General features: G+C 70.3%; 23 protein-coding genes. 11 read left to right on the top strand and 12 right to left on the bottom strand.

Annotated elements, in window-relative coordinates; genetic code table 11:
• The 4 genes from ACFW6B_RS23560 to uppS all read left to right on the top strand — a co-directional run.
• A partial coding sequence (locus ACFW6B_RS23560) for a toxin (RefSeq protein WP_386598507.1) occupies nt 1–527 on the top strand: 527 nt, incomplete at its 5' end.
• On the top strand, nt 524–1,795 hold the full coding sequence (locus ACFW6B_RS23555; RefSeq protein WP_386598506.1) for an MAB_1171c family putative transporter: 1,272 nt from the start codon (nt 524–526) through the stop codon (nt 1,793–1,795). The genes ACFW6B_RS23560 and ACFW6B_RS23555, both read left to right, overlap by 4 nt.
• The gene (locus tag ACFW6B_RS23550) at nt 1,792–2,286 is read left to right on the top strand and encodes an NUDIX domain-containing protein (RefSeq protein WP_386598505.1); all 495 of its coding nucleotides are present in this window, start codon (nt 1,792–1,794) and stop codon (nt 2,284–2,286) included. The genes ACFW6B_RS23555 and ACFW6B_RS23550 overlap by 4 nt, the downstream gene beginning before the upstream one ends.
• The gene (gene uppS, locus ACFW6B_RS23545) at nt 2,270–2,980 is read left to right on the top strand and encodes a polyprenyl diphosphate synthase (protein ID WP_386598504.1); all 711 of its coding nucleotides are present in this window, start codon (nt 2,270–2,272) and stop codon (nt 2,978–2,980) included. Before ACFW6B_RS23550 ends, uppS begins: the two co-directional genes overlap by 17 nt.
• 135 nt (nt 2,981–3,115) lie before the next feature.
• Here uppS and ACFW6B_RS23540 read toward each other — a convergent pair whose 3' ends face one another.
• The 12 genes from ACFW6B_RS23540 to ACFW6B_RS23485 all read right to left on the bottom strand — a co-directional run bounded on the left by ACFW6B_RS23540 (nt 3,116) and on the right by ACFW6B_RS23485 (nt 13,939).
• Nucleotides 3,116–3,517 (bottom strand): hypothetical protein, encoded by a 402-nt coding sequence (locus ACFW6B_RS23540; RefSeq protein ID WP_386598503.1) that lies wholly within the window; start codon nt 3,515–3,517, stop codon nt 3,116–3,118.
• Entirely contained in the window at nt 3,514–4,734 is a 1,221-nt protein-coding gene (locus ACFW6B_RS23535; protein WP_386598502.1) for a recombinase family protein, read from the bottom strand. Before ACFW6B_RS23535 ends, ACFW6B_RS23540 begins: the two co-directional genes overlap by 4 nt.
• A 69-nt stretch (nt 4,735–4,803) precedes the next feature.
• Nucleotides 4,804–5,595, bottom strand: a complete 792-nt coding sequence (locus ACFW6B_RS23530) for a hypothetical protein (RefSeq protein WP_386598501.1) — start codon at nt 5,593–5,595, stop codon at nt 4,804–4,806.
• A gap of 72 nt (nt 5,596–5,667) precedes the next feature.
• The gene (locus ACFW6B_RS23525; protein ID WP_386598500.1) at nt 5,668–6,153 is read right to left on the bottom strand and encodes a hypothetical protein; all 486 of its coding nucleotides are present in this window, start codon (nt 6,151–6,153) and stop codon (nt 5,668–5,670) included.
• An 84-nt stretch (nt 6,154–6,237) separates the two neighbouring features.
• A complete protein-coding gene (locus ACFW6B_RS23520) occupies nt 6,238–6,615 on the bottom strand; it encodes a hypothetical protein (RefSeq protein WP_386598499.1) in 378 nt (125 codons plus the stop codon).
• A gap of 55 nt (nt 6,616–6,670) precedes the next feature.
• Nucleotides 6,671–7,444, bottom strand: a complete 774-nt coding sequence (locus ACFW6B_RS23515) for a hypothetical protein (protein ID WP_386598498.1) — start codon at nt 7,442–7,444, stop codon at nt 6,671–6,673.
• A gap of 171 nt (nt 7,445–7,615) precedes the next feature.
• Nucleotides 7,616–9,796, bottom strand: a complete 2,181-nt coding sequence (locus ACFW6B_RS23510) for a hypothetical protein (protein WP_386598497.1) — start codon at nt 9,794–9,796, stop codon at nt 7,616–7,618.
• 116 nt (nt 9,797–9,912) lie between these two features.
• Nucleotides 9,913–10,782: a hypothetical protein gene (locus tag ACFW6B_RS23505; RefSeq protein WP_386598496.1), complete on the bottom strand. Its 870-nt coding sequence runs from the start codon at nt 10,780–10,782 to the stop codon at nt 9,913–9,915.
• 87 nt (nt 10,783–10,869) lie between these two features.
• Nucleotides 10,870–11,010 carry a hypothetical protein gene (locus tag ACFW6B_RS23500; RefSeq protein ID WP_386598495.1) on the bottom strand — a complete coding sequence of 47 codons (141 nt, stop codon included), beginning with the start codon at nt 11,008–11,010 and terminating at the stop codon, nt 10,870–10,872.
• A gap of 151 nt (nt 11,011–11,161) precedes the next feature.
• Nucleotides 11,162–12,433, bottom strand: a complete 1,272-nt coding sequence (locus ACFW6B_RS23495; RefSeq protein WP_386598494.1) for a hypothetical protein — start codon at nt 12,431–12,433, stop codon at nt 11,162–11,164.
• A 106-nt stretch (nt 12,434–12,539) separates the two neighbouring features.
• Complete coding sequence (locus tag ACFW6B_RS23490; RefSeq protein ID WP_386598493.1) at nt 12,540–13,268, bottom strand: hypothetical protein; 729 nt, start codon at nt 13,266–13,268, stop codon at nt 12,540–12,542.
• A gap of 149 nt (nt 13,269–13,417) precedes the next feature.
• A complete protein-coding gene (locus ACFW6B_RS23485; RefSeq protein ID WP_386598492.1) occupies nt 13,418–13,939 on the bottom strand; it encodes a hypothetical protein in 522 nt (173 codons plus the stop codon).
• 263 nt (nt 13,940–14,202) lie between these two features.
• Between ACFW6B_RS23485 and ACFW6B_RS23480 the strand changes: the two genes are divergently transcribed.
• From ACFW6B_RS23480 to ACFW6B_RS23450, 7 genes are all read left to right on the top strand, one after another.
• Nucleotides 14,203–14,583, top strand: a complete 381-nt coding sequence (locus ACFW6B_RS23480; protein WP_386598491.1) for a hypothetical protein — start codon at nt 14,203–14,205, stop codon at nt 14,581–14,583.
• Nucleotides 14,584–14,751: 168 nt separating this feature from the next.
• Nucleotides 14,752–15,357 (top strand): hypothetical protein, encoded by a 606-nt coding sequence (locus ACFW6B_RS23475; protein WP_386598490.1) that lies wholly within the window; start codon nt 14,752–14,754, stop codon nt 15,355–15,357.
• A 98-nt stretch (nt 15,358–15,455) separates the two neighbouring features.
• Nucleotides 15,456–16,205 carry a hypothetical protein gene (locus tag ACFW6B_RS23470; protein ID WP_386598489.1) on the top strand — a complete coding sequence of 250 codons (750 nt, stop codon included), beginning with the start codon at nt 15,456–15,458 and terminating at the stop codon, nt 16,203–16,205.
• A 145-nt stretch (nt 16,206–16,350) separates the two neighbouring features.
• On the top strand, nt 16,351–16,479 hold the full coding sequence (locus tag ACFW6B_RS23465; protein ID WP_386598488.1) for a hypothetical protein: 129 nt from the start codon (nt 16,351–16,353) through the stop codon (nt 16,477–16,479).
• Nucleotides 16,480–16,562: 83 nt separating this feature from the next.
• A complete protein-coding gene (locus ACFW6B_RS23460) occupies nt 16,563–17,030 on the top strand; it encodes a hypothetical protein (RefSeq protein WP_386598487.1) in 468 nt (155 codons plus the stop codon).
• A gap of 63 nt (nt 17,031–17,093) precedes the next feature.
• Complete coding sequence (locus ACFW6B_RS23455; RefSeq protein WP_386598486.1) at nt 17,094–17,831, top strand: hypothetical protein; 738 nt, start codon at nt 17,094–17,096, stop codon at nt 17,829–17,831.
• Between the two features lie 58 nt (nt 17,832–17,889).
• The gene (locus tag ACFW6B_RS23450; protein WP_386598485.1) at nt 17,890–18,363 is read left to right on the top strand and encodes a hypothetical protein; all 474 of its coding nucleotides are present in this window, start codon (nt 17,890–17,892) and stop codon (nt 18,361–18,363) included.
• Nucleotides 18,364–18,409 lie beyond the last annotated feature (46 nt).

Here is an 18,409-nt window from a genome sequence, read left to right as displayed (position 1 = left end):
AGCAGCTGGTCGAGGATCTTGACGATTTCCCACTCCCGCGGCCGTTCAACATCCCCACCCTCGTACGCGAGATGGAGGCGCGGCTCGGCCGCCGCATCCTCCTGCGCCCTATGCCGCCGGCGCTCACCGCCCCCGGCTCCGCCTGCGGGCTCCGCGTGAAGATGGCCAACGGGGCGAGTCTCGTCATGTTCCCCCTGCGCAGCACGCCCTACCACCAAGAGCACGTCATCCTGCACGAGCTCGTCCACGAATGGTTCGACCACGGCGGCACCATCAGCCCCGAAGAGTTCCAGCGCATGACCCCGCACGTCGGGACCAACCTGATCAGCCGCTTCACCCGCGGCGTACCGATCTCGGCCCGCACCACCTACGAGTCGGAGCAGGAACTCCAGACCGAGCTCGCTGCCGGGATCGTGCGAGATCTGGCCGCGAAGCAGAACCGCAGCACCGACGACTTGGCTGGCCGCCTCGAGGCGAGCCTTTCCCACCCCTTCGCCCGCAGACGCAACAGAAGGAAGAACCCGTGAGCATCGCCTCCTACGTCGTCGCCGTCTTGTGGTGGATATCCGCCTTCTGGCGCCTGTCCTCCGCTCTGTGGGGCGACCTGCGTCGCCGCGCCCTATGGGGCGTGTACGTCGCCTTCGCCGCGGTGTGGACCCTCAAGACTCCGGCTGTCGACTACGGCCTGGACCACAGCGGGATCAACGACCTGTCGAGTGTCGTCAAGCACGTCATCGCGATCGGCGGGATCTACTCCCTGCTCAGCTACGTGCTGGCCATGTACGGCAGCCGGGACGAGTTCTCGGACGAGCGGTACGTTCGCGTCTCCCGGGCCGTCTCCAAGATCGCACTCAAGGCAGCCGTTGCCGTCGTCGTCCTCCTGGTCCTGCTCTTCACGTTCGCCATCGACCGCAGCAAGCCCACCGAGCACTTCGTCACCGGCCACGCCGGCGAACTCGGCATGACCGCCTACATGTCCCTCGTGTACCTCTACATGGGCGGCGCCGCAGCGGTCGCCACCTACCAGTGGGGCAGCGCGGTCCGCCGTACCACCAGCACCCTCATGCGCGCCGCACTCGGCATGATGTGCACGTCCATGGGCCTGGCCGTCCTCTACGCGCTGATCCGCACCGCATACGTCATCTACGCCACTGTCGTCACACCGACCACGCACATCGCCGATCTGCAGGAGAGCATCACCGAGCCCCTGCAAACCGGCCTGTTCCTCATGCTGCTGCTCGGCCTCACGGTCCCGGCGACCCGGGCACTCGGCGACCGGATTCGCGCCTTCTCTGCGCTGATCCGCCTTCACCCGCTCTGGCGCGACCTCGCGTTGGCCGTCCCCGGCCCGGTCATGCTCAAGCCCACCCACCACCGGCTCGGCGCGCTCTCCAACACGATCAACCTGCTGCGCGATGTCTTCCGCCTGGACCAGCCGGTCAAGGACCGCCTGGCCCGCTACGTCACCGAGATCCGGGACGTCACGGCAGAGCTGCAGTACTACGCGCCCACCGACCTGTTCGGCCGGGCCAAGCAGTACGCCCAGACGCACGCCGCGCCGACCGCCACCGCCGAGGAGACTGCCGCCGCAGCCGAGGCGTACTGGACGAGCACCGCCCTCACGCACAAGACGCGCGGTGACTCGCCCCGCTCGACGCAGGCTGAATTCACCTCCGCCTCCGGTGGCGACTACGACAGCGAAGTGCCCTGGCTCCAGCAGGTCGCCGCGCACTACCGCACCGCGGGCCCCGCCACCCGGGAACTCGTCACCGACCGGGAAACGGCCACCGCATGACCACCGCAACCGCCGTCCTGGACGTCCACCTCATCCTGCGAAACGGCGACGAGATCCTGTGTGCCCTCCGCGCGGGCGACGCCTACGGCAGCGGCGAATGGGCCCTTCCCTGCGGGAAGGTGAACCCAGGGGAGTCCCTGCCGGCCGCCGCCGTCCGCGAAGCGTACGAGGAACTCGGCGTCACCATCGACCCGGCAGACCTCACCGTCGGGCATACCGTCCACGGCCGGCACGACGTCGACCACATCGGGGTGTTCTTCGAGGTACGCACCTGGTCCGGCACGCTGACCAACCGCGAACCCGAGAAGTGCACAGCCCTGCGCTGGTTCCCCGCCACGAAGCTCCCCGCACCGATCATGGACTACTCCGCCGCAGGCCTGCGCGGCTACTTCGCGGCCCCGGGCGGACTGAGCACCTTCGGCGGCGATCTTGAAGCCGCGACACTAGAGCCCGCAGCCACTACAACCGCCCGGCATGAGGACAGCCACTGATGCCCCCACCCAGACCGCGCCGGCGCGGCACATCGCCTTCATCGCCGACGGCAACCGCCGGTGGGCCGCCGCTCGACGAGCGAGCACCGAATCCGGCTTCCGGAACGGCGCCCTGGCCGTCCGTCAAGTCCTCGACCACTGCCGGGAGCTCGAACTCGAAGCGGCCAGCATCTTCCTCATGTCCGAACGGAACTTTCAGCGCGACCGCGCGGAGGTCGACGTCTTGGAGGCGGTCATCGCCGACCTGCTGCGGGAGGTTGCCGACGAGTCCACCGGCCCGGTCCGTGTCCTGCGTACCCAGCTCCTTCACGGGCAGGTCGCGGACGAGCTGCTCTCGGCACTCGACTACGCGGAGGCCAGCACTGCCGCCCGGCCGGGCATGGCCGTGTGCCTCGGGATCGGATACGACGGCCACAACGAGATCCGGCACGCCGCCCGCCGGGCCGCGACCTCATCGGACTACGACCCGGCGGTCGAGCTGCCGATCGAGCGCTACTTGGCGACCGCCGGCCTGCCCGATCCGGACCTGATCGTCCGCACGAGCGGCGAGCGCCGCCTGTCGGGGTTCCTGCTGTGGCAGGCCACCGACAGCACCTTGCACTTCGACGACCGATGGTGGCCTGACTACAGCCGGGCCGCCCTCGACGAGGCTCTCGCCGTCCATGCAGAGCAGCGCCGCACATTCGGTCGATGACCCGGGCCCGTCCAGCCTCCACGGGGGTGGGGCAGGGCGGGCCCGTACAGAAGAGGGGCTCCAGGATCACCTGGGGCCCCTCACTACCTCGCGCTGAACATCGAGCAGCGTCGACACGTTACGTAGCAGCAGGGCTCAGGTGTCGAGCGGGGCAGGTGCGGGCTCCTCATTCGGCTGCGGACCCTGCCTGTCGTCCAGCAGCTTCGCATTCTCTGCAAGGAGCAGCTTCACCTGTGTGGTCGGCGTTCGAGTCGCCAGGGCAATGTCGCGCAGCGCTGTTCGTCGTAGAGCAAGCGAGACAACCGCCTCGCTCAGAGCAGCCGCGTAGGTCTCCTCGGCAGACCGCAGTTTCTCGAGCTCCGGCGTTACCGGGGTGATGGTGACCTTTGCGGCCACGCCGACGAGCGCGAGCCCCTGCTCAGTGTTCTCGCGTGCCGCCTTCAGCGTCCGCCCGTGCCCATACACCCCGTACTCGGGCACGTGTACTACCCAGGTCCGGCCACGTCTGTCGGCCCGGCACTCGATGACCTCGCTCACGTCGCACTCTCCATATCCTCGATGACCTGCTGCGCGACTGTGTCCGGGACGGGGATAGGCAAGGTCACCTGTCGGTCTCCGATCCGATACAGCGTGTGCGTTCCGCTGCTGGTGATCACGGTGACGGTGAGCCCCAGCCGGCGGGCAGCCGCCCGGATCCGCAGCAGCGAGCCGCCTTTCTCCGCTCCGGCGCGCAGCCCTGCGGTAATCTCCTGGGCCTGCTTCCACTCCTGCAGGCTGACCACCGGCTCGTGCACGGTCCTCGGCGACCACACCCACTTCGAGACCGGGTTCAGGGTGGAGAAGCCGGCGCGGCCGGTCCGGGACGCCTTCCGGTTGTAGACCTGATGTCCGGTCAGCTTCGGGTTCGCGATCAATCCCTCGACCAGGCCGTGGGTCCAGCGGCCTTTGACCGGGTACCGGCCGGGTTCCGCGGACAGGATGGCGATGATGTCCGCGGCCTTCAGGTGTTCCTCCCGGCGCAAGCGGCACAGCTCTCTGGCCGCGTCGAATCGCCGTGAGTCGGGGTGTGGGGCGAGCTTCTTCTTCGGCCGCGCCACGCCGAACCGTCCTCTGTCCTGCGCCGGGGCGTTCTCGTCGATCACCGCGATGTAGGGGTAGGGCGGGTAGCCGTGGTTCCAGCCGTTGATGGCGTGCTGGATCTGCCCGCCCATCGACATCTCCATCAGCGTCGCCCGGTAGACCTCCGCGTCGACCTGGCTGTACCGGCGGGTGCGTAGTCTCCCCGACTCGGTCCCTCCGACCGGCTCGTTGGCGTACACCACTTCCACCCCGACCCGTTCCAACTCGTGTTCCACGGTGAGGCTGGTCAGCATGGCGCGGGCCACGCGGTCGGAGCGCTCGGCGAGGACATGCGTGATCCCCAGTTGCTCCGCCCGATCCACGAGGTCCTGGAGCCCGCCGTCCCGGGAGGTCGGGACGGCAAGCGCGTCGTACATCTCCTGTGGCCCGAGGCCCCGCAGCTCTGGGGGGAGCATCCCGGACTCGACATCCCAGAAGTACGCGACGAATTCCTCGTCCGTCTCAAGACGTTCGGAGGCGAGGACGACCTGTCGCGGGATGGAAGACGCGGGGTTCTGGTTGTCCTTGGTGGAGACGCGGCCCACGAACACAGCGCGGCGCGGCCGTATGTCTACCTGCTTGAAGTTCGGCAGGTCACTGAGATCGATGGGTGCTCCGAATTGCGAAGACTTCATGACGGGCTGCTCCTTGAGCTAAGGCGGGCCAGCCGGGACGGTGAGCCCCGGCCGGCCGCGCGGGCGGTGTCAGGCGGTGGGGCCAGTCAGGTACTCGGCGAAGGCCTCCGCGACAAACGCGCTCTCCTTGGCCAGGCCGATGCCCTCGGGCACGTGCAGTTCCCCGTAGTTGCCGCCGTTGTCGACGAAGCCGTACCAAGCGGAGTTGTGCATCCATGCGGGGTGCGTCACCGAGCGACGGTTGCCGGGCAGTACCCGGTAGAAGTCGCCGCGGACGGAGCCGACCTTGTAGACGACGGCGGTGTTCCCGTTCTCCTGGGCCTCGACGGCGGCCGGGATGCCCCACTCGGCGAGTGCGGCGATCAGGCTGTCGGCGGCCGGAGTCTCGTCGACGGGGTGGCCGCCCATGAGGTGGCGGCCCAGGTTGGTGATGTACGGCGTGCCGGTGCCTTTGACCTGCTGTCCGTGGTCGGTGAAGTGGGCTACCAGGCCATCAACCTCCAGGGCGCCCAAGGTGAGCCAGAGCGCCGTCAGTGTGATGCGGCCGTGCTCGTCGGCGGACTCCATCACCAGGAGCTTCGACGGCGTCAGAAGCGCCATGCGGCCCTTGAGCGTCAGACGGAAGTGGGTGAAGCCCCCGTATCTGGCGCGGCAGGTGGGGCCAGCCAGGCGGCCGTCTGCGGCGTGCTCGGTGATCCACCCCTCGTTGAACATGACTTCCAGCGAACGGCCGTTGACGCCGCGAGGCAGGCAAAAGTGTTCGGCGGTCAGCGCCTCGAACATTTTCCGGCGCTGGTAGGGCGTGGGCTTCTTGACGGCCTTGGCGGTAACGGGGGTCGGGCGGGTGGCTGTGGTGGTCATGGGTGTGTGCTCCTGGATTCGTGGGCGGCGGGCCAGCCGGGACGGTGCGTCCCGGCTGGCCGCACGGGCGGGTCAGCTGTGGGCGAGCTGGACGTGGGTGCGGTCCGTGAGCGGCGTGAGCGGCACGGTCGGGGTGATGCGCTCGCGGTCGCTGATGTGGCCGTAAGCGCTGACGCTGCTCGGGACGTCCACGCCCGGGAACGTCTTCTCGGCCTCCGAGGCGCGGAGAGGAGCGAAGGTGGCCAGGCTCCACACCCACACGAGGTGACCGCCCTTCTCGGGGTCGGGCACGCGCACGGAGACGGCGCCCTTCGGCATCGGCGTGACGAGCAGGCTGGCCAGGTAGCTGAGCAGTGCTGCCAGGTCCTTCGGCTCGAAGTCGATCGGGTCGTTCTCGGGGACATCTTCGGCGTGGCGGGGCTCGCTGCTGGTGCGGCCGACGATGGTGAAGACGGAGCCGTTCGTGTTGTGCACGCTGATGCTCATCTCGTCGTCCCCGGCGTAGGCGACGTCCATGGCGGTGGCGATCAAGGAAGCGGCGCGGGCGCGGTTGGACATGGCTGATTGCTCCTTGTGGCTGGAGGGGGCGGGATGGTGCGCGGCGGGGCGGCGTAGCGTCGCGGCCCCGCCGGCGGAACGGGGTCAGGACCGCGGCGCGGTGAGCCAGTCGGCGATGCGCTCGGCGACCCGGTCGATCTCGGGCGCGCGCGCGGTGAAGTCGAGCTGTTCGCGGTCGGTGCCGTTGCCGACCACGACGTGCCAGCAGTCGAAGGGGCTGACGATGGGCCGGTGCACCCACACTTCGTCGTGCTCGTCCGTGTAGACGTAGAGCGCGACGTACGGGCAGGACTGGTCCGGGACACCGTTGGTGGTCTGGTCGGAGCTGATGACGAGCCAGGTGTTTCGGTGGCCACCGATGAGGGATTCGTCGGCGAGTTGGGGGGTGATGCCCCACTCGGCAAGAGCCGCAGTGGCGACCTCGGCGGCTGTGGCCGTGGTCGGGATGGTCAGGGAGGGCATGGGGGCCTCTCGGAAGGGCCGGGCGCGACCGTCGGCGCCGCGCCCGGCGGAACGGCTACGGGCGGGGCGCGGCGGCGAGGATGGTGACGATCCGGTCGAGACCGACCCAGGTCGTCACGTCGACGTCAACGGTGGCGGGGCGTCCGTGGCGGCCGGTGATCACGGTGACGTGCACGTCGTCGACGGTCAGCTCGGCGCGGTCGACGCCGCCCGTCTCCTCGTCCTCCAGGACGTTGGACAGCCACAGCGCGGGCGCGGCCTTGATGAGCGGCTGGGCGGCCCTACCGGCGCCCTCCGCCTCCCCGGTGGGATAGTCGGCCGTCGCGGTGACCACGATCGGCGTGGCGTTCTCCACCAACAGGTTCCGGAAGTTGAGGTGGACCAGGGCGCGCACGTGCTGCCCGTTGGCCGCGCGGCCGATCGACAGGGAGGCGTACCCGCTCCCGATCTGCCATTCGACCCGTACCGACCGGTGGCTCCACTCCACGGTGCGCGGTTCGGCGACGACTGCCAGCGCCTGGTTCAGGAACGCGCGGGCGGGGTCGGCGTCGTCGTATGCCTTCGCGGCCCGGTGGATCGCGGCAACGAGCCCGTCCGGGGACGGGTCCCGCACCGGCTCCTGCTGCTGGGTGCCGTCGGGAAGCCAGTTGGTGACGGTCATGCTGCCGCCCGGCTCCATGCGGATGTCGACGTCGCGGCCGATCTCGTCGGAGAACAGGGCCGCGGGATCGCCGTCGAGGTCCGGGTAGGTCTTCCAGTCGGGCAGCAGCTTGGCCGCTCCGGTCACCATCTCGGCGAACATGTCACGGCGCGTGGCGGTGAAAGACAAGGAAACTCCCTAGTCAGTGTGGGTGCGGGGCGATTCGCTGTGTTCGCCTCACATGGAAAATGATACAGATCGAACGGCTCTGAGTCCATAGGGTCTCGCCAACCAACTCCCGTCCCAGACATGCGAAAAGGGCGGGTGCGCCACACTTCGCACCCGCCCCGCACTCACCGGCTACGCCATCGCCTCACCCCCCGCCGGCACCTGCACCCACGCCACCGACGGCGACAGCACAGCCGACGACCAGCCCCGCTCTTCCGCCGCGCCCCGGATCCGCTCGACGCTTCCCGCCGGGGCGTTGTCCGGCACAGAGAGCAGCAACACGCCTTCCTCCTCCGGCGTACGCGGCACCTCCGGGTGTGCTGCGGCAAGCCAATCGATCTCGACGCACCACACCGCGCCCGGCCCCAGCACCCGCGCCAGCATCTCGGCGGCTGCCATCTGTGCTCGGTGCCGTCGCGTCCCGCGCTCCGCGAACGGGTGCACGTCGTCGATGATGATGCGGGCGACGTCGCGGCCGGCCGCCACCGACTCGGCCACCCGGTGCCGCTGCGGCTCGCCGTCCCCGTACGGGTCGACCTTCCACGACGAGAGCGCGAACACAGCCGTGCGCGGTGCCCCGTGGTCAACCCGGTACGTCACGGCCGCGTCGAAGAGCTGACCGGCCGGGATCTGCGGCTTCCGGCGGCGCTCCTCGGCCCCGAACACGACGACGTGATCCGACTTCAGCGTCACGATCCGCCCCGGAGCGTCCAGCGCCTCGGTGTAGCCGAGCAGGAACGCCACGAACTCGTCGGCCTGCTCCTCATCTTCGGGCCGGGTGATTCGGTGCATGCCGTCCGGTTGCGTGCTCAGGTGGTTGACCTCAAGCCCCTTGTCCTCCAGGCACATCGAGAACCCGTCTTGGGGGCGCCCACGGTCCTCCCACCGGCGCGCGGGCATGAATCCGGCCGCCGCGAGCTCGGCCGCGACCATGCGGAACTCCGGGACCTCGGCCAAATCCGACACCAGACCGGGCAGGCCGTGGCTGGCGCGACCGAGCCGACGGTTCGTCTCCTCGTCCTGGTTGTCGAAGAGGGCGAGTCGTTCGGCGTGCTCATCGGTGGCCGCCTTGCGCCGGAAGGATCCGGTGTGGGTGTCCATCGTCCACCCCTCCCGAAGCCAACCGGTCTGGTACCGCGGCTTCGAGCGGTCGGCCGGCGGCTCCGCGAAGTACACGCTGGGCGGATAGGGCGGCGCGTCGTGCAGGTGAGGGAGCTCGTCAGGCATCGTCGTCGACAGCCCGACCCGGCGCAGCACATCCGCGAGGTACGGCAGCATGGCCACCTCGGCGGTCTCACACCGTTCGGCGTCATCGTGCTCACTGCGCCAACGCACCTGCCAGTGCTCGCCCTCGTGACGGAAGGTGACCCAGCCGGACCGCTCCCCGAGCTTGTGGTGCGGCCACAGGGCACCCAACACCTTCTCCGCACGGGTCAGTGCGTCGTCGGCCGTCGGCCGGTGGAAGCTCCAACCGAGATCGCCCCGCCCGGTCATGGCCCACCCGGCGTCTTCCAAGAGGCGTCGGTAGAACTCCATGCAGCGCTCCCAGCGGCGCGCGGCCGGGCCGAAGCCTGCCGCGCGCATGCCGTCGTCCTTGCGCAGTACCAGGACCTCACCGGGCACCAGGGACGCACGCACCCACACACCGGTGCCCTTCTGCGCGTCCTGGTCGTCGAGCACCGTTTCGCCCGACTGCCGGAAGACGCGCAGGGCCACTCCCAACGGGGACTCCGGCCGCTCCTCCCGCTCGTCGTCGGGGACAGGCGTGAGCGTCACGGTGATGTCGCCGTCCATGAACACGGTGCCGAGTTGCTCGTACGGGGCGCCGCCAGTGCGCAGCGCCAACGCCACCTCCGCCACAGCGGCGGTACGCGGCACGGTCGTCACGGGGACATCGTCGCCGAGCAACGCGCCCGACTCCTCCCGCCAGAACTCCGCGCCGTCCCCGAGCAGTGTGCCGGCCGCCTGCTCCGCCTCCCGGTGCGCGTCGACCTCCTCCGGGTCGAGCAGGACGAGGTAGCCGCCGTGGTGCACGGTGACCGCGAGGCCGGAGTCTTCAAGCAGTTGCCGCATGAGCGTCTGTCGCCCGTGGGCGATCAGCCGGGCCTCGGCCGGATCGCGGTCCGGCTGGTTCCAGCGCACGGTGACCGGGCCGCCGTGCTGCTCCTGCTCCTTGGTCACGCCCTTGACGACGTAGCCGACGGAATGGGTGTTGAGCGCGCGGGTGATACCCAAGTCGGGGTAGTTGCTGAGCAGCCGGGACGCGTAGGCGGCGGACGGCTTACGGACCGTCGTGGCGGGTGCTGCGGGCATGGTGATGCTCCTCCAAGCGTGTGGGGTGTGGGGCGATTCGCTGTGATCGCCCCACAAGGAAAACCATACAGTGCGAACGGTCGGGAGTCCAGGGCGCCTGGACGTCGAGCGGACCGCTACGCGGGCTCGGCCAAGTCGACCCGCATCACCGCGCCGGCCTCCCCGTCACCGGCGGCAATGCGCGCCCTCTGCTCCTCATACACCTCGTTGAGTCGTGCACACAGCCGCCCTGCCTCAGCAGGGGTCTGCACCCCGAGGACGTGCACGCCCGTGACCCCGTCCATCACCAACTGCGAACCGCCGAACAGAGCACCGATGGCGGAGTCCTGCCCGACCACGGAGTAGCGCGGGCCGGACCAATCCGCGGGCCGCTCGGCGAAGAACACCATGAACATGTCCGACGGGAACGTCACCGCGATGCCGGCCGCCGCAAGAGCCGCCCCCAGCTCGTGCCGCTTGGCCTCCTGCTGCGGGGTGTCGGCGGCGATCTTCACGGCCAGATCCCACACCACGGCCGGAACGTCGTTGCGGTAGATGACCCGCCACCCGTCCCGTTCGCCCTCCACGTGCTCAGGGAACGCCCCAGACAGTGCAGCAACGGCCTTCGCGACGGCCGGGTGCCGGTAGTTCCGGCACGACATCCTCAGCGGCCACCGGTGCTCGCGCGCCCACATGCCGCACGTCGTGCACGCGGCCTCCCGGACGGGGAGCGGTGTCGGGGTGTGCTCGAAGGTGTCGCTCAGCCGCCCCGGCGCGCGCCGATACAGCGTGTCGGTCTCCTCGTCGTAGACCGCCTCACCTCCGAGGGCGAACGCGTAGTGCCCGGTGGTGGCGAGCACGGCGGCGCGCGACATGACCCCGGCCTGGCGGGGCTCTCGACCACGCGCGACCACGAGGTACGCGGGGGAACGCAGCGTGTCACGGTCGTCCGGCGTGAACTCTCGCCATAGCGCAGAGTTCGGGAGGGAGCGACGGGTGTGGCTCATCAGGATGACTCCAGGATCGTTCAGGGGGCTGGGCGGCCTGCGGGGGCCAGCCGGAAGCGCTGACCCCCGCACGTGCGTGGGTAGACGTCAGCGCAGGTAGATGAGCACGAAGATGCTGGCCGAGATGAGAGCAGATCCGATGCCCTGGACAGTGAGTATCTGCAGAATGGCCTTGATGTCGGCCTTCGTGGCGGGGCGCTCGTCGGGGGTGGACTGCTTCATGGACACGGATGACCTCCACGGTCAGTTGTTGGTCAAGGCACTGCGGTCGCAGGCCCTGCACACGGCCGTGACAGACGGGCGGCACGGACGAGTGCGGAGGCGGCGAACGGCCGGGCGCGGCGGGGGCCGGCCAGCATGACGGCCCCCGCGGCTTGGATCAGGACTCGACGAGCGGCACGTACCGGGAGTACGGCCAGAAGTCCGCGGTGAGCGGTTCGCCGGTCGCGGTGACGTAGATGGTTCCGCCCTCCGCCTCCGCCGTCGCGAGCCCCTTGCGCAGCAGGTACTCGACGGCCCACAGCAGTTGCTCCTGCTCTTCGGAACCCTGCTGCTGCCACTCCTCGGTGAGCGACGCACGCGTCTCCACCTGGTACGACTTGGCCAGTTCGGGCAGCCACGCGAACCCGGAGTCGTCGGCGAGCACGATGCGGGCCCGAATGCTGCGCTCCGGGCGCTGCACCCACACCACCGTCCGCCCCCGCTCGGTGTTGGTGATGGTCAACCCGTGACGGGTCAGCGTCCGCTCGAACGCGCCGAGCACGGCGAAGAACTGGCGGCGCTCCTCCGGGTTACGCGGGGCGACCACGTCCGCCGGGCCCGGCTGGTTGTGGGCATAGGTCACCATCACGTGGTCGGACGCGAGGGTCGGCGCCAGCACGGAGAACCCCCACGCTTTCTCTTGCTGGCCTTGGAGCGCCGCGCTGGGGACATAGCCGCGCTCCCGCAGGATCTTCGCCACGTGCTGGACGAACTCGTCGGCTTCCGGGTCGCACCCAAGCACGACGGGAACGGCCGGCCGCTCCGGGACGAAAACATCATGGGGAGCGCTGAACTGCGCGTCGTCGTGGATGACGGTGTGGTCGAGCGTCCAGCCAGCCGCGTCCATGACGTCGAGGCATTGCCGCATGAGCGCGCGCCACTCCTCCGCGCCCTTCTCCTGCGGCTTGTACGGCTTGCACCGGTGGCCTCCCGCGTGGACGACGATGCGCGCACTGCGGTGCTTGCCGTCGGTCGGGTGCACGTGGACCCCGCGACCGTCCGGGTAGCCCTGCGGCAGCAGCGGAATGCCGGCGGCCGACAGGACGGTGCGCGCCATTCGCACGACGGGGGTGTGCGCGATGAACTCCCCGCCCATCGGGCCCTCCCCCCGCCGCTCCCACCCGGCGGCGACGAGCGCGTCCCGAGCGGTCGTTATGAGGCGGCCCCACTCCGCGCGCTGCTCGTTGAACTCCGGCCGGTCACCGGGGCGCCGCTCCTGCCCGTGTACGACGGGGACGACACGGACGGCGTCGGCCCGGTACTTCGCCGGATACACGGTCACGCCCGTGAGGGATGTCATGGCGTTGTCGATGACGGGGAGCCCGGCGGCGGTGAGGACGGCTTCGGCATCACGGACGAGGTGGATGGCGGTCGGGGTGGACGTGGGCATGCGTACCCTCCAGGGCGAAGACGTACGAGTGATGGGTGGGAAGGGGTGGCTGGCCCGCTCCCCGGCCGGTGCGCGAACCGTCACGGCCGGGGAGCGGTACCGGAGATCAAGGGCGACGGGGACGGGCCATCCGCTCCACGCGCTCGCGGTGCTGCTCGATCGCCCGCTCGATGTGGAAACGTCGGAGCGCCTGGTACTTGCGGACGGTGGGCGCGGCCGACTCCAGGACCACCGCCAACTCAGCGGCCGTCAGGAGACGCGTGTAGACGCGGTACAGGCCCTCAGCGTCTTTGCGGAACACCGCACTGCGCTCCGGCCGGTACAGGCGCTCATCACGCGCCCATCCCGCAGAGCGGGGGGAGGGAAAGCCCGGTACGTGCAGCGGGCGCGGATTGAAGTCGCCGCCCAAGAGCTGAACGGTGCGAATGATCCGGCGCGTCACCGGCTTTTCCAGCGAAGACGTGCGCAGCTGGAAGACCGGACGGTCGGCGCCTTCCTCCCAGAACCCGACGACGCGGCCCTTGTGGCGCCCGTCCTGGACGTCGTAGGCCACGCCCGGCTGCCGGAAAGGCATCTCCCCGCCCTGGGACAGGGTGCGCATCTCGACCATGTCACCGAAGTGCAGGAGGAGCGCACTCCATGCCATCTGTTCCATTTCCCCGCCGTGCAGCACCTCGTACGCCGTCGGCGTGAACGGGCCCGGATGGGCGCCGGGGAGTGCGGGACCGTGCGGGTTGGCTACCGCCCTGTCTCGGAGGAACGGGCGGAACACCTCCAGCGCTGTGGTGGGCGGAAGATCAGAGGCGGGGTCGGACGGGCGAGACGTGAAGGTCACGACTGGACTCCAAGAGAGGCATGCAAAACGGGCGGAAACGACGGGTTGTTGCGCGACTTGCGCAGGTTCACGCGCGGGCGCGGGTAAGGGCGCGCGGTGGGCCGGCCGCCCCGCCAGGGGAGTGTGGGGCGGCCGGGGTGTGGGAGCCGTCAGACGGTGGCGTGTACGGCGTAAACGTCGTCGGTGTAGACGTCGTCCATGAACAGCTCCCACGCGGCGGAGAGCGCGGCGGCGTCCGTCGGGGCCTCGATGACGTACCGGTCGAGTCCCAGGAACTTCAGGTAGTCCATGAAGGTGCGGGTGCCGTGCATGCACGTCGGCTCGTCGATGATCGTGCGCACGTCGAGTTCGCCGGTGTCGAACGACGTCGCGCTGAAGACCACGGCGCGCAACTTGTTCGTCTTGGGGATGTCGATGGCCTTGCTGTTCAAGGCGGCGTACGCGGCGTTCGCGTGGGTCCGTACGGACTTCCGGGCGGAAGCGGTGTCGGGGGCGTAGACCGTGGTGAGGAAGCCACCGCGACGGGCCGCCTGCTGGCGCAGCGTCTCTATGGCGTGCGGTCCGGTCACGGGGTGGTCGGGGACGCGGACGACGGCGGGGATGACGCTGGTGGTGCCCGCGATGGCGATGACGTGGTGCAGACGCAGCGGGGTGGCGACCGTATCGGTCATGGGTTGCTCCCTGGTGTGTGGTGGCCGGCTGCCTCGCTGTGTGCATGCCGGGCCGTTGCGTTCCGCCGTTCGGCTGGAACACGAGAAACGTACAGTGCGGATGCCCCGCCCTGTCAACCCCCCTTCCGGGATTCGACGGTGACCGAATCTCGCGACATTCGCACTGTACGGTTTTCCGTATCGCGTGATACGGTGGTGGCACACCGCAAGGGAAGCGACACAGCGAACGCTCCCCTTGCCCACACACATCAGGGAGCATTCGAATGCCCAAGGCCCGTACGCACCGCCCCCGCCGCCCCGCCGCCGTCCTCCGCGACCGGCGCCGCGCGAACCGGGCGCACCGCGACATGACGCAGCGCGTGAAGGTGAGCGACTACCTGACCGTGCTCGGCATGGAGGAGACGGACATCGACCGCTACGGCTCTTGGGCCGGAAAGCACATCGTGAACGCGTACCGGGCCGCCAACTTCGGCCTCAACCCGCGCACGACCCGCAAGCGCACCAAGCCGTGCAAGGGCTACCCCGAAGGCCGCTGGATCAAGGTGTTCGCCTACCGGATCACCGACCCCGCCCTGATCGCCGGGTGCGCCTCGTACAAGCGCACCGCCCCGTTCGTGCAGGGCCTCTACACCCCCGCCGCGTAGCCACAAGCCACCGCTACGCCCCACGGTCCGGCCGGACGGTCGCGCCCGCCCCCTCCCTCGGGACGCGGCCGTCCGGCCCCTAGGCCGCCGGGCGGGCCGGCCTCCCCCCCCCCCCCCGCCGCCCGCCCGGCCCTCACCCTTCACCGCACGCACGAACGGAGACTTCCCATGGCCGCCACCTGCGCCGAGTTCACGTCGACCGTCCTCGACTCCCGTACCGCCCCGATGACCGTTCAGCGCCTGGCCGTGAAGCCCGGCGACGTCTTCCACGACGGGGGCTCGCGCTACCTGGTCCTCAACGCCCGGTACGAGGACGCCCCGCACTGCGGGCTCCGGCAGTCCCTCACCGTCGCCGCCCTGTCCCACACGGACGCCCGGGGCATCCTCAAGCCCTACGCGATGGGACTGGCCGTCAACTTCGCCCGCACCCGGGATGCCGTCGTGGAGGCGCCCGAGCCGGACGCGCGCCGCTGGTGGGTCGCCGCCGTCCTGGACGACCGGGGCCGCTTCGATGGCGCCAACGGCTACCAGGAGAGCGGCGACTGCGAGCGCTGCGCCGACACGCCCCTGGACCCCGCCCGGCGGAACTCCGTGCCGTGCAAGGGCGCTCAAGCGCACGCCTGGAACCAGGTCGGCGAGTGGGAGGACTCCCGGCACCGGCTGGAGGCCCCGCGTACCTACTACGTGCTGCCCGTGCTCGCCGACGAGTGGGAGGACGCCCGCACGCAGGCCCGCGACCTGTGCGAGCGGCTGCGCACCGTCGGCCACCTGTAGGCCCCGCCCGGCCACGAAACGGCCAGCACGCCCCTAACCCCCGGGGCGCGGCATCCTTCGCCGCGCCCCGCCCGCTCCAGACCGCGAAAGGCCCCGCCATGCCCACCGAGCCCGCCACCGCTACGCCCGAGACCGTTGCAGCCTTCCTGTTCGTCGCCGCGTTCAACTTGACGTACGCGACCACCCCGCGCGTGACGATCGCCCTGAACACAAGCAAGGGCTCCCGTATGGCCATCGTCGGCGAACTCGCCGACGGCCCCGCCGTGCGCTTCAACTCGGTAGAAGTGGCCACGATGCTCACGTGGCTCACCCGCGCCGAGGCGCACGACCCGGACGCCATCGTCACGGTGCAGCGCGACACGGGCGAACGCGGCACCCCGGGCCCCGTGGACGAGTACGCCCAGGGCTACGCGTGGCACCTCGGCACGGGCGTCGCCCTGAGCGAGAAGGAGGCGGCCCCGCTGTTCGGCCGACATGTCGAGTTGCGGGGCGCTGAGCTTCCCCACTACACGCTGCGCAGTGACGACATGTTCGCTTTCAGCACCGACAGCTTGTCGTGCACGGCGCTCACCGACGACGTGAAGGCGGTCGTCATCGCGCACGGGGAGCCGGAGCGGCCGGCCGCCGGGCACCGGTTCGCGCTGCGCCTGGACGGCACCGTCACCGTGCACGTCGACGCCGCCGACGTTCCTGCGGCCCTCGATGCGCTGGGAGAGATCGAGTTCGAGGACTTCGACGTCGAGTTCCGCACCGGGGGCGGCCACGTGATCGGCCACATCACGCTCGGTGAGGCGGAGGGCGCCGAACTGGTCAGCGTCGACGGCATCCCGGCCGACGAGTTGGACTGACCGGCTGTCCGGCCATGAGGGGCGCGGCACTTCGCTGCGCCCCTCTCTTCCCCCAACGCCGTTCGCACTGTATGGTTTTCTGTGTGGGGCGAACATAGCGAATCGCCCCACACCACACACCCGCGTCACCGCGAAGGAGTCAGCCGTGATGTCCCACTACCGCACCCGCGCCCGCCGCATCATCGCCCGCGTCAAGGCCGCCGCCGTCCTGGCCGGCCTGCTCGCCTTCACCTTCCTCGCGCTCGCCGCCTCTCTCGGCGCCGTCCGCCGCTGACCCCGAAACCAGACCTGCCCGCACCCCGGGACGCGGTACCCCTGCCGCCGCGCCCCGGGCCCCGAACCGCGAAAGGCCCAACCATGATCGAAAACGGCGTCTACAAGACCTACTGGGACCGGCCCGGCCACGACACCGTGTGGTTTGAGACCCCCGTGATCATGTCCGAGTGGGACCACGTTTTCCCCCGCTTCACCGTCCGCTACAGCGGGGTGAACGGCAGTCGGACCGTGGAGCTTGAAACCAAGGAAGTGGCCGAACCCGTCGTGGCCGCCCACATGGCGCAGATGCTCGCGGAGGATCACCCCGACTGGTGGGTGCGCATCACGGACTGGGGTAGCGCTAGGTACCCCCAATGGCGTTGCGGAGCGGTGTTCTACGCCCTCGACGGCCGAAAGGGCCACATCGCCATCCGGCACCGCTTCGGCGCGTCCGTGCAGTGGCTGGGCGACGACGAGCCCCTCGGACTGGTCCCGTACTCGCTGGAAAACATGCGCGCGGAGCCGCCCCGGCCGTACGTCCCGGCCGGCTCCACCTGGCTGCGCCCCTGATCCGCGTCCCCCCGGGGCGCGGCACCCCGCCGCGCCCCACCACTCTTCGAGAGGAACCACATCGTGAGTACCGTCCTGGCCCCCATCGTGCCCCCCGTCGGCCTACCCCTGTGGGACGTCATCGTCAGCGGCAAGTCCCTTGGCCCTCTGCCCGACGACGTCCACCCGGGCCTTGTTCGCGTTGCCCGCGCCGACGACGTACGCGCCGGTGATCTCGTCGTCGGCTACTTCGGCAAAGAGCCCGGCGACCGATGGATGCCCATAGGGCACGTCGGGGAACTTTGCTACCGCGCGCTGCCCGCCCGGCACCCGCAGGGCTGGGACGTGCTCAGCCTCGACGGCGAACTGTTCCAGTGGTCGCCTCACGACCTGGTGCTCATCGTCCCCGCGGGGCTGGCGCCGGAGACCCACGGGGCCGGTGACCGCGTCGAGCGCATCGCCGAACGCTTCCCGTACGGCTGGGCCAGGCCCCGCCGCTACGCGCACCACGGGACCGTGATCGGCGTCGACGACGGCACCGTGACCGTCCGGTTCGACGGCGATTGGCTGCCCACCACCCTCCCGGCCACTCACATCCGGCACGTCAACGCCGAGTTCGTGGAGGAGGACCGCAAGACGTACGGCTTCGCGCACGGCGACACGGTGGCTCTACCGCACCGGCCGGCCGTCCGGGGCACGGTCGTCGACATGTGGCACGTCTCGGGCGTGGTGACGGCCTACGTCGTGTGGGAGACCAAACGCCCCACCGACGAACGCGCCCGCGACCTGAGTGCCGCCGCTCAACTCCCCACCGCCGCCTGACACCCGCCCGCCCGCCGGGGAGCGCCCGCCGCTCCCCGGCCCCCGGAAGGACACCGCCGTGCCCCTGCCCGCGCTGCTCCCCCGCCCGATCGGCGCCCCCGCCGACTGGCCCGAGTTCCCCGCCGTCACCCCTCTCGTCACGGACGGCCCGCTACCAGCCGAACAGTGGCCCGCCCTGGCCCTGGCGTGGCAGATGGTCACCCCGCACGTGCTCGACCCGGACCTCGGCCACGTCGTCGACGCGTGGCTCACGCAGCCCGGAGCGCCCGGCCCCGTCGCCGTGGCCTACCGGCACCGCTGGAACCGGTTGCACCCCTACGGCTGGTCGTGCGGCGTGCACGTCTTCAGCGTGCCGGTGGCCGTGGCCGCGTACGCGGGACCGCGCATGTCGTACGACTGCCGGGGGTGGGGCATCGAGCGCACCCCCGACGCGGCCCGGAACGGCGCGCTGCGCCACATCGGCGAGCAGCACCAGGACGTGGCCGTGCCGTACGCCGGCCGCGTGCTGCGGGCCCGCCGCTTCTACGCCTGACCGCCCGCCGGAGAGCGCCCCCGCTCCCCGGCCCCTGAAAGGAACC

Origin of the sequence: Streptomyces sp. NPDC058751 (genome assembly GCF_042746485.1) — a bacterium.
Lineage (GTDB): Bacteria > Actinomycetota > Actinomycetes > Streptomycetales > Streptomycetaceae > Streptomyces.
Note: the sequence above shows the minus strand (reverse complement) of the source record. Positions and strands in the feature narration are given on the sequence as shown.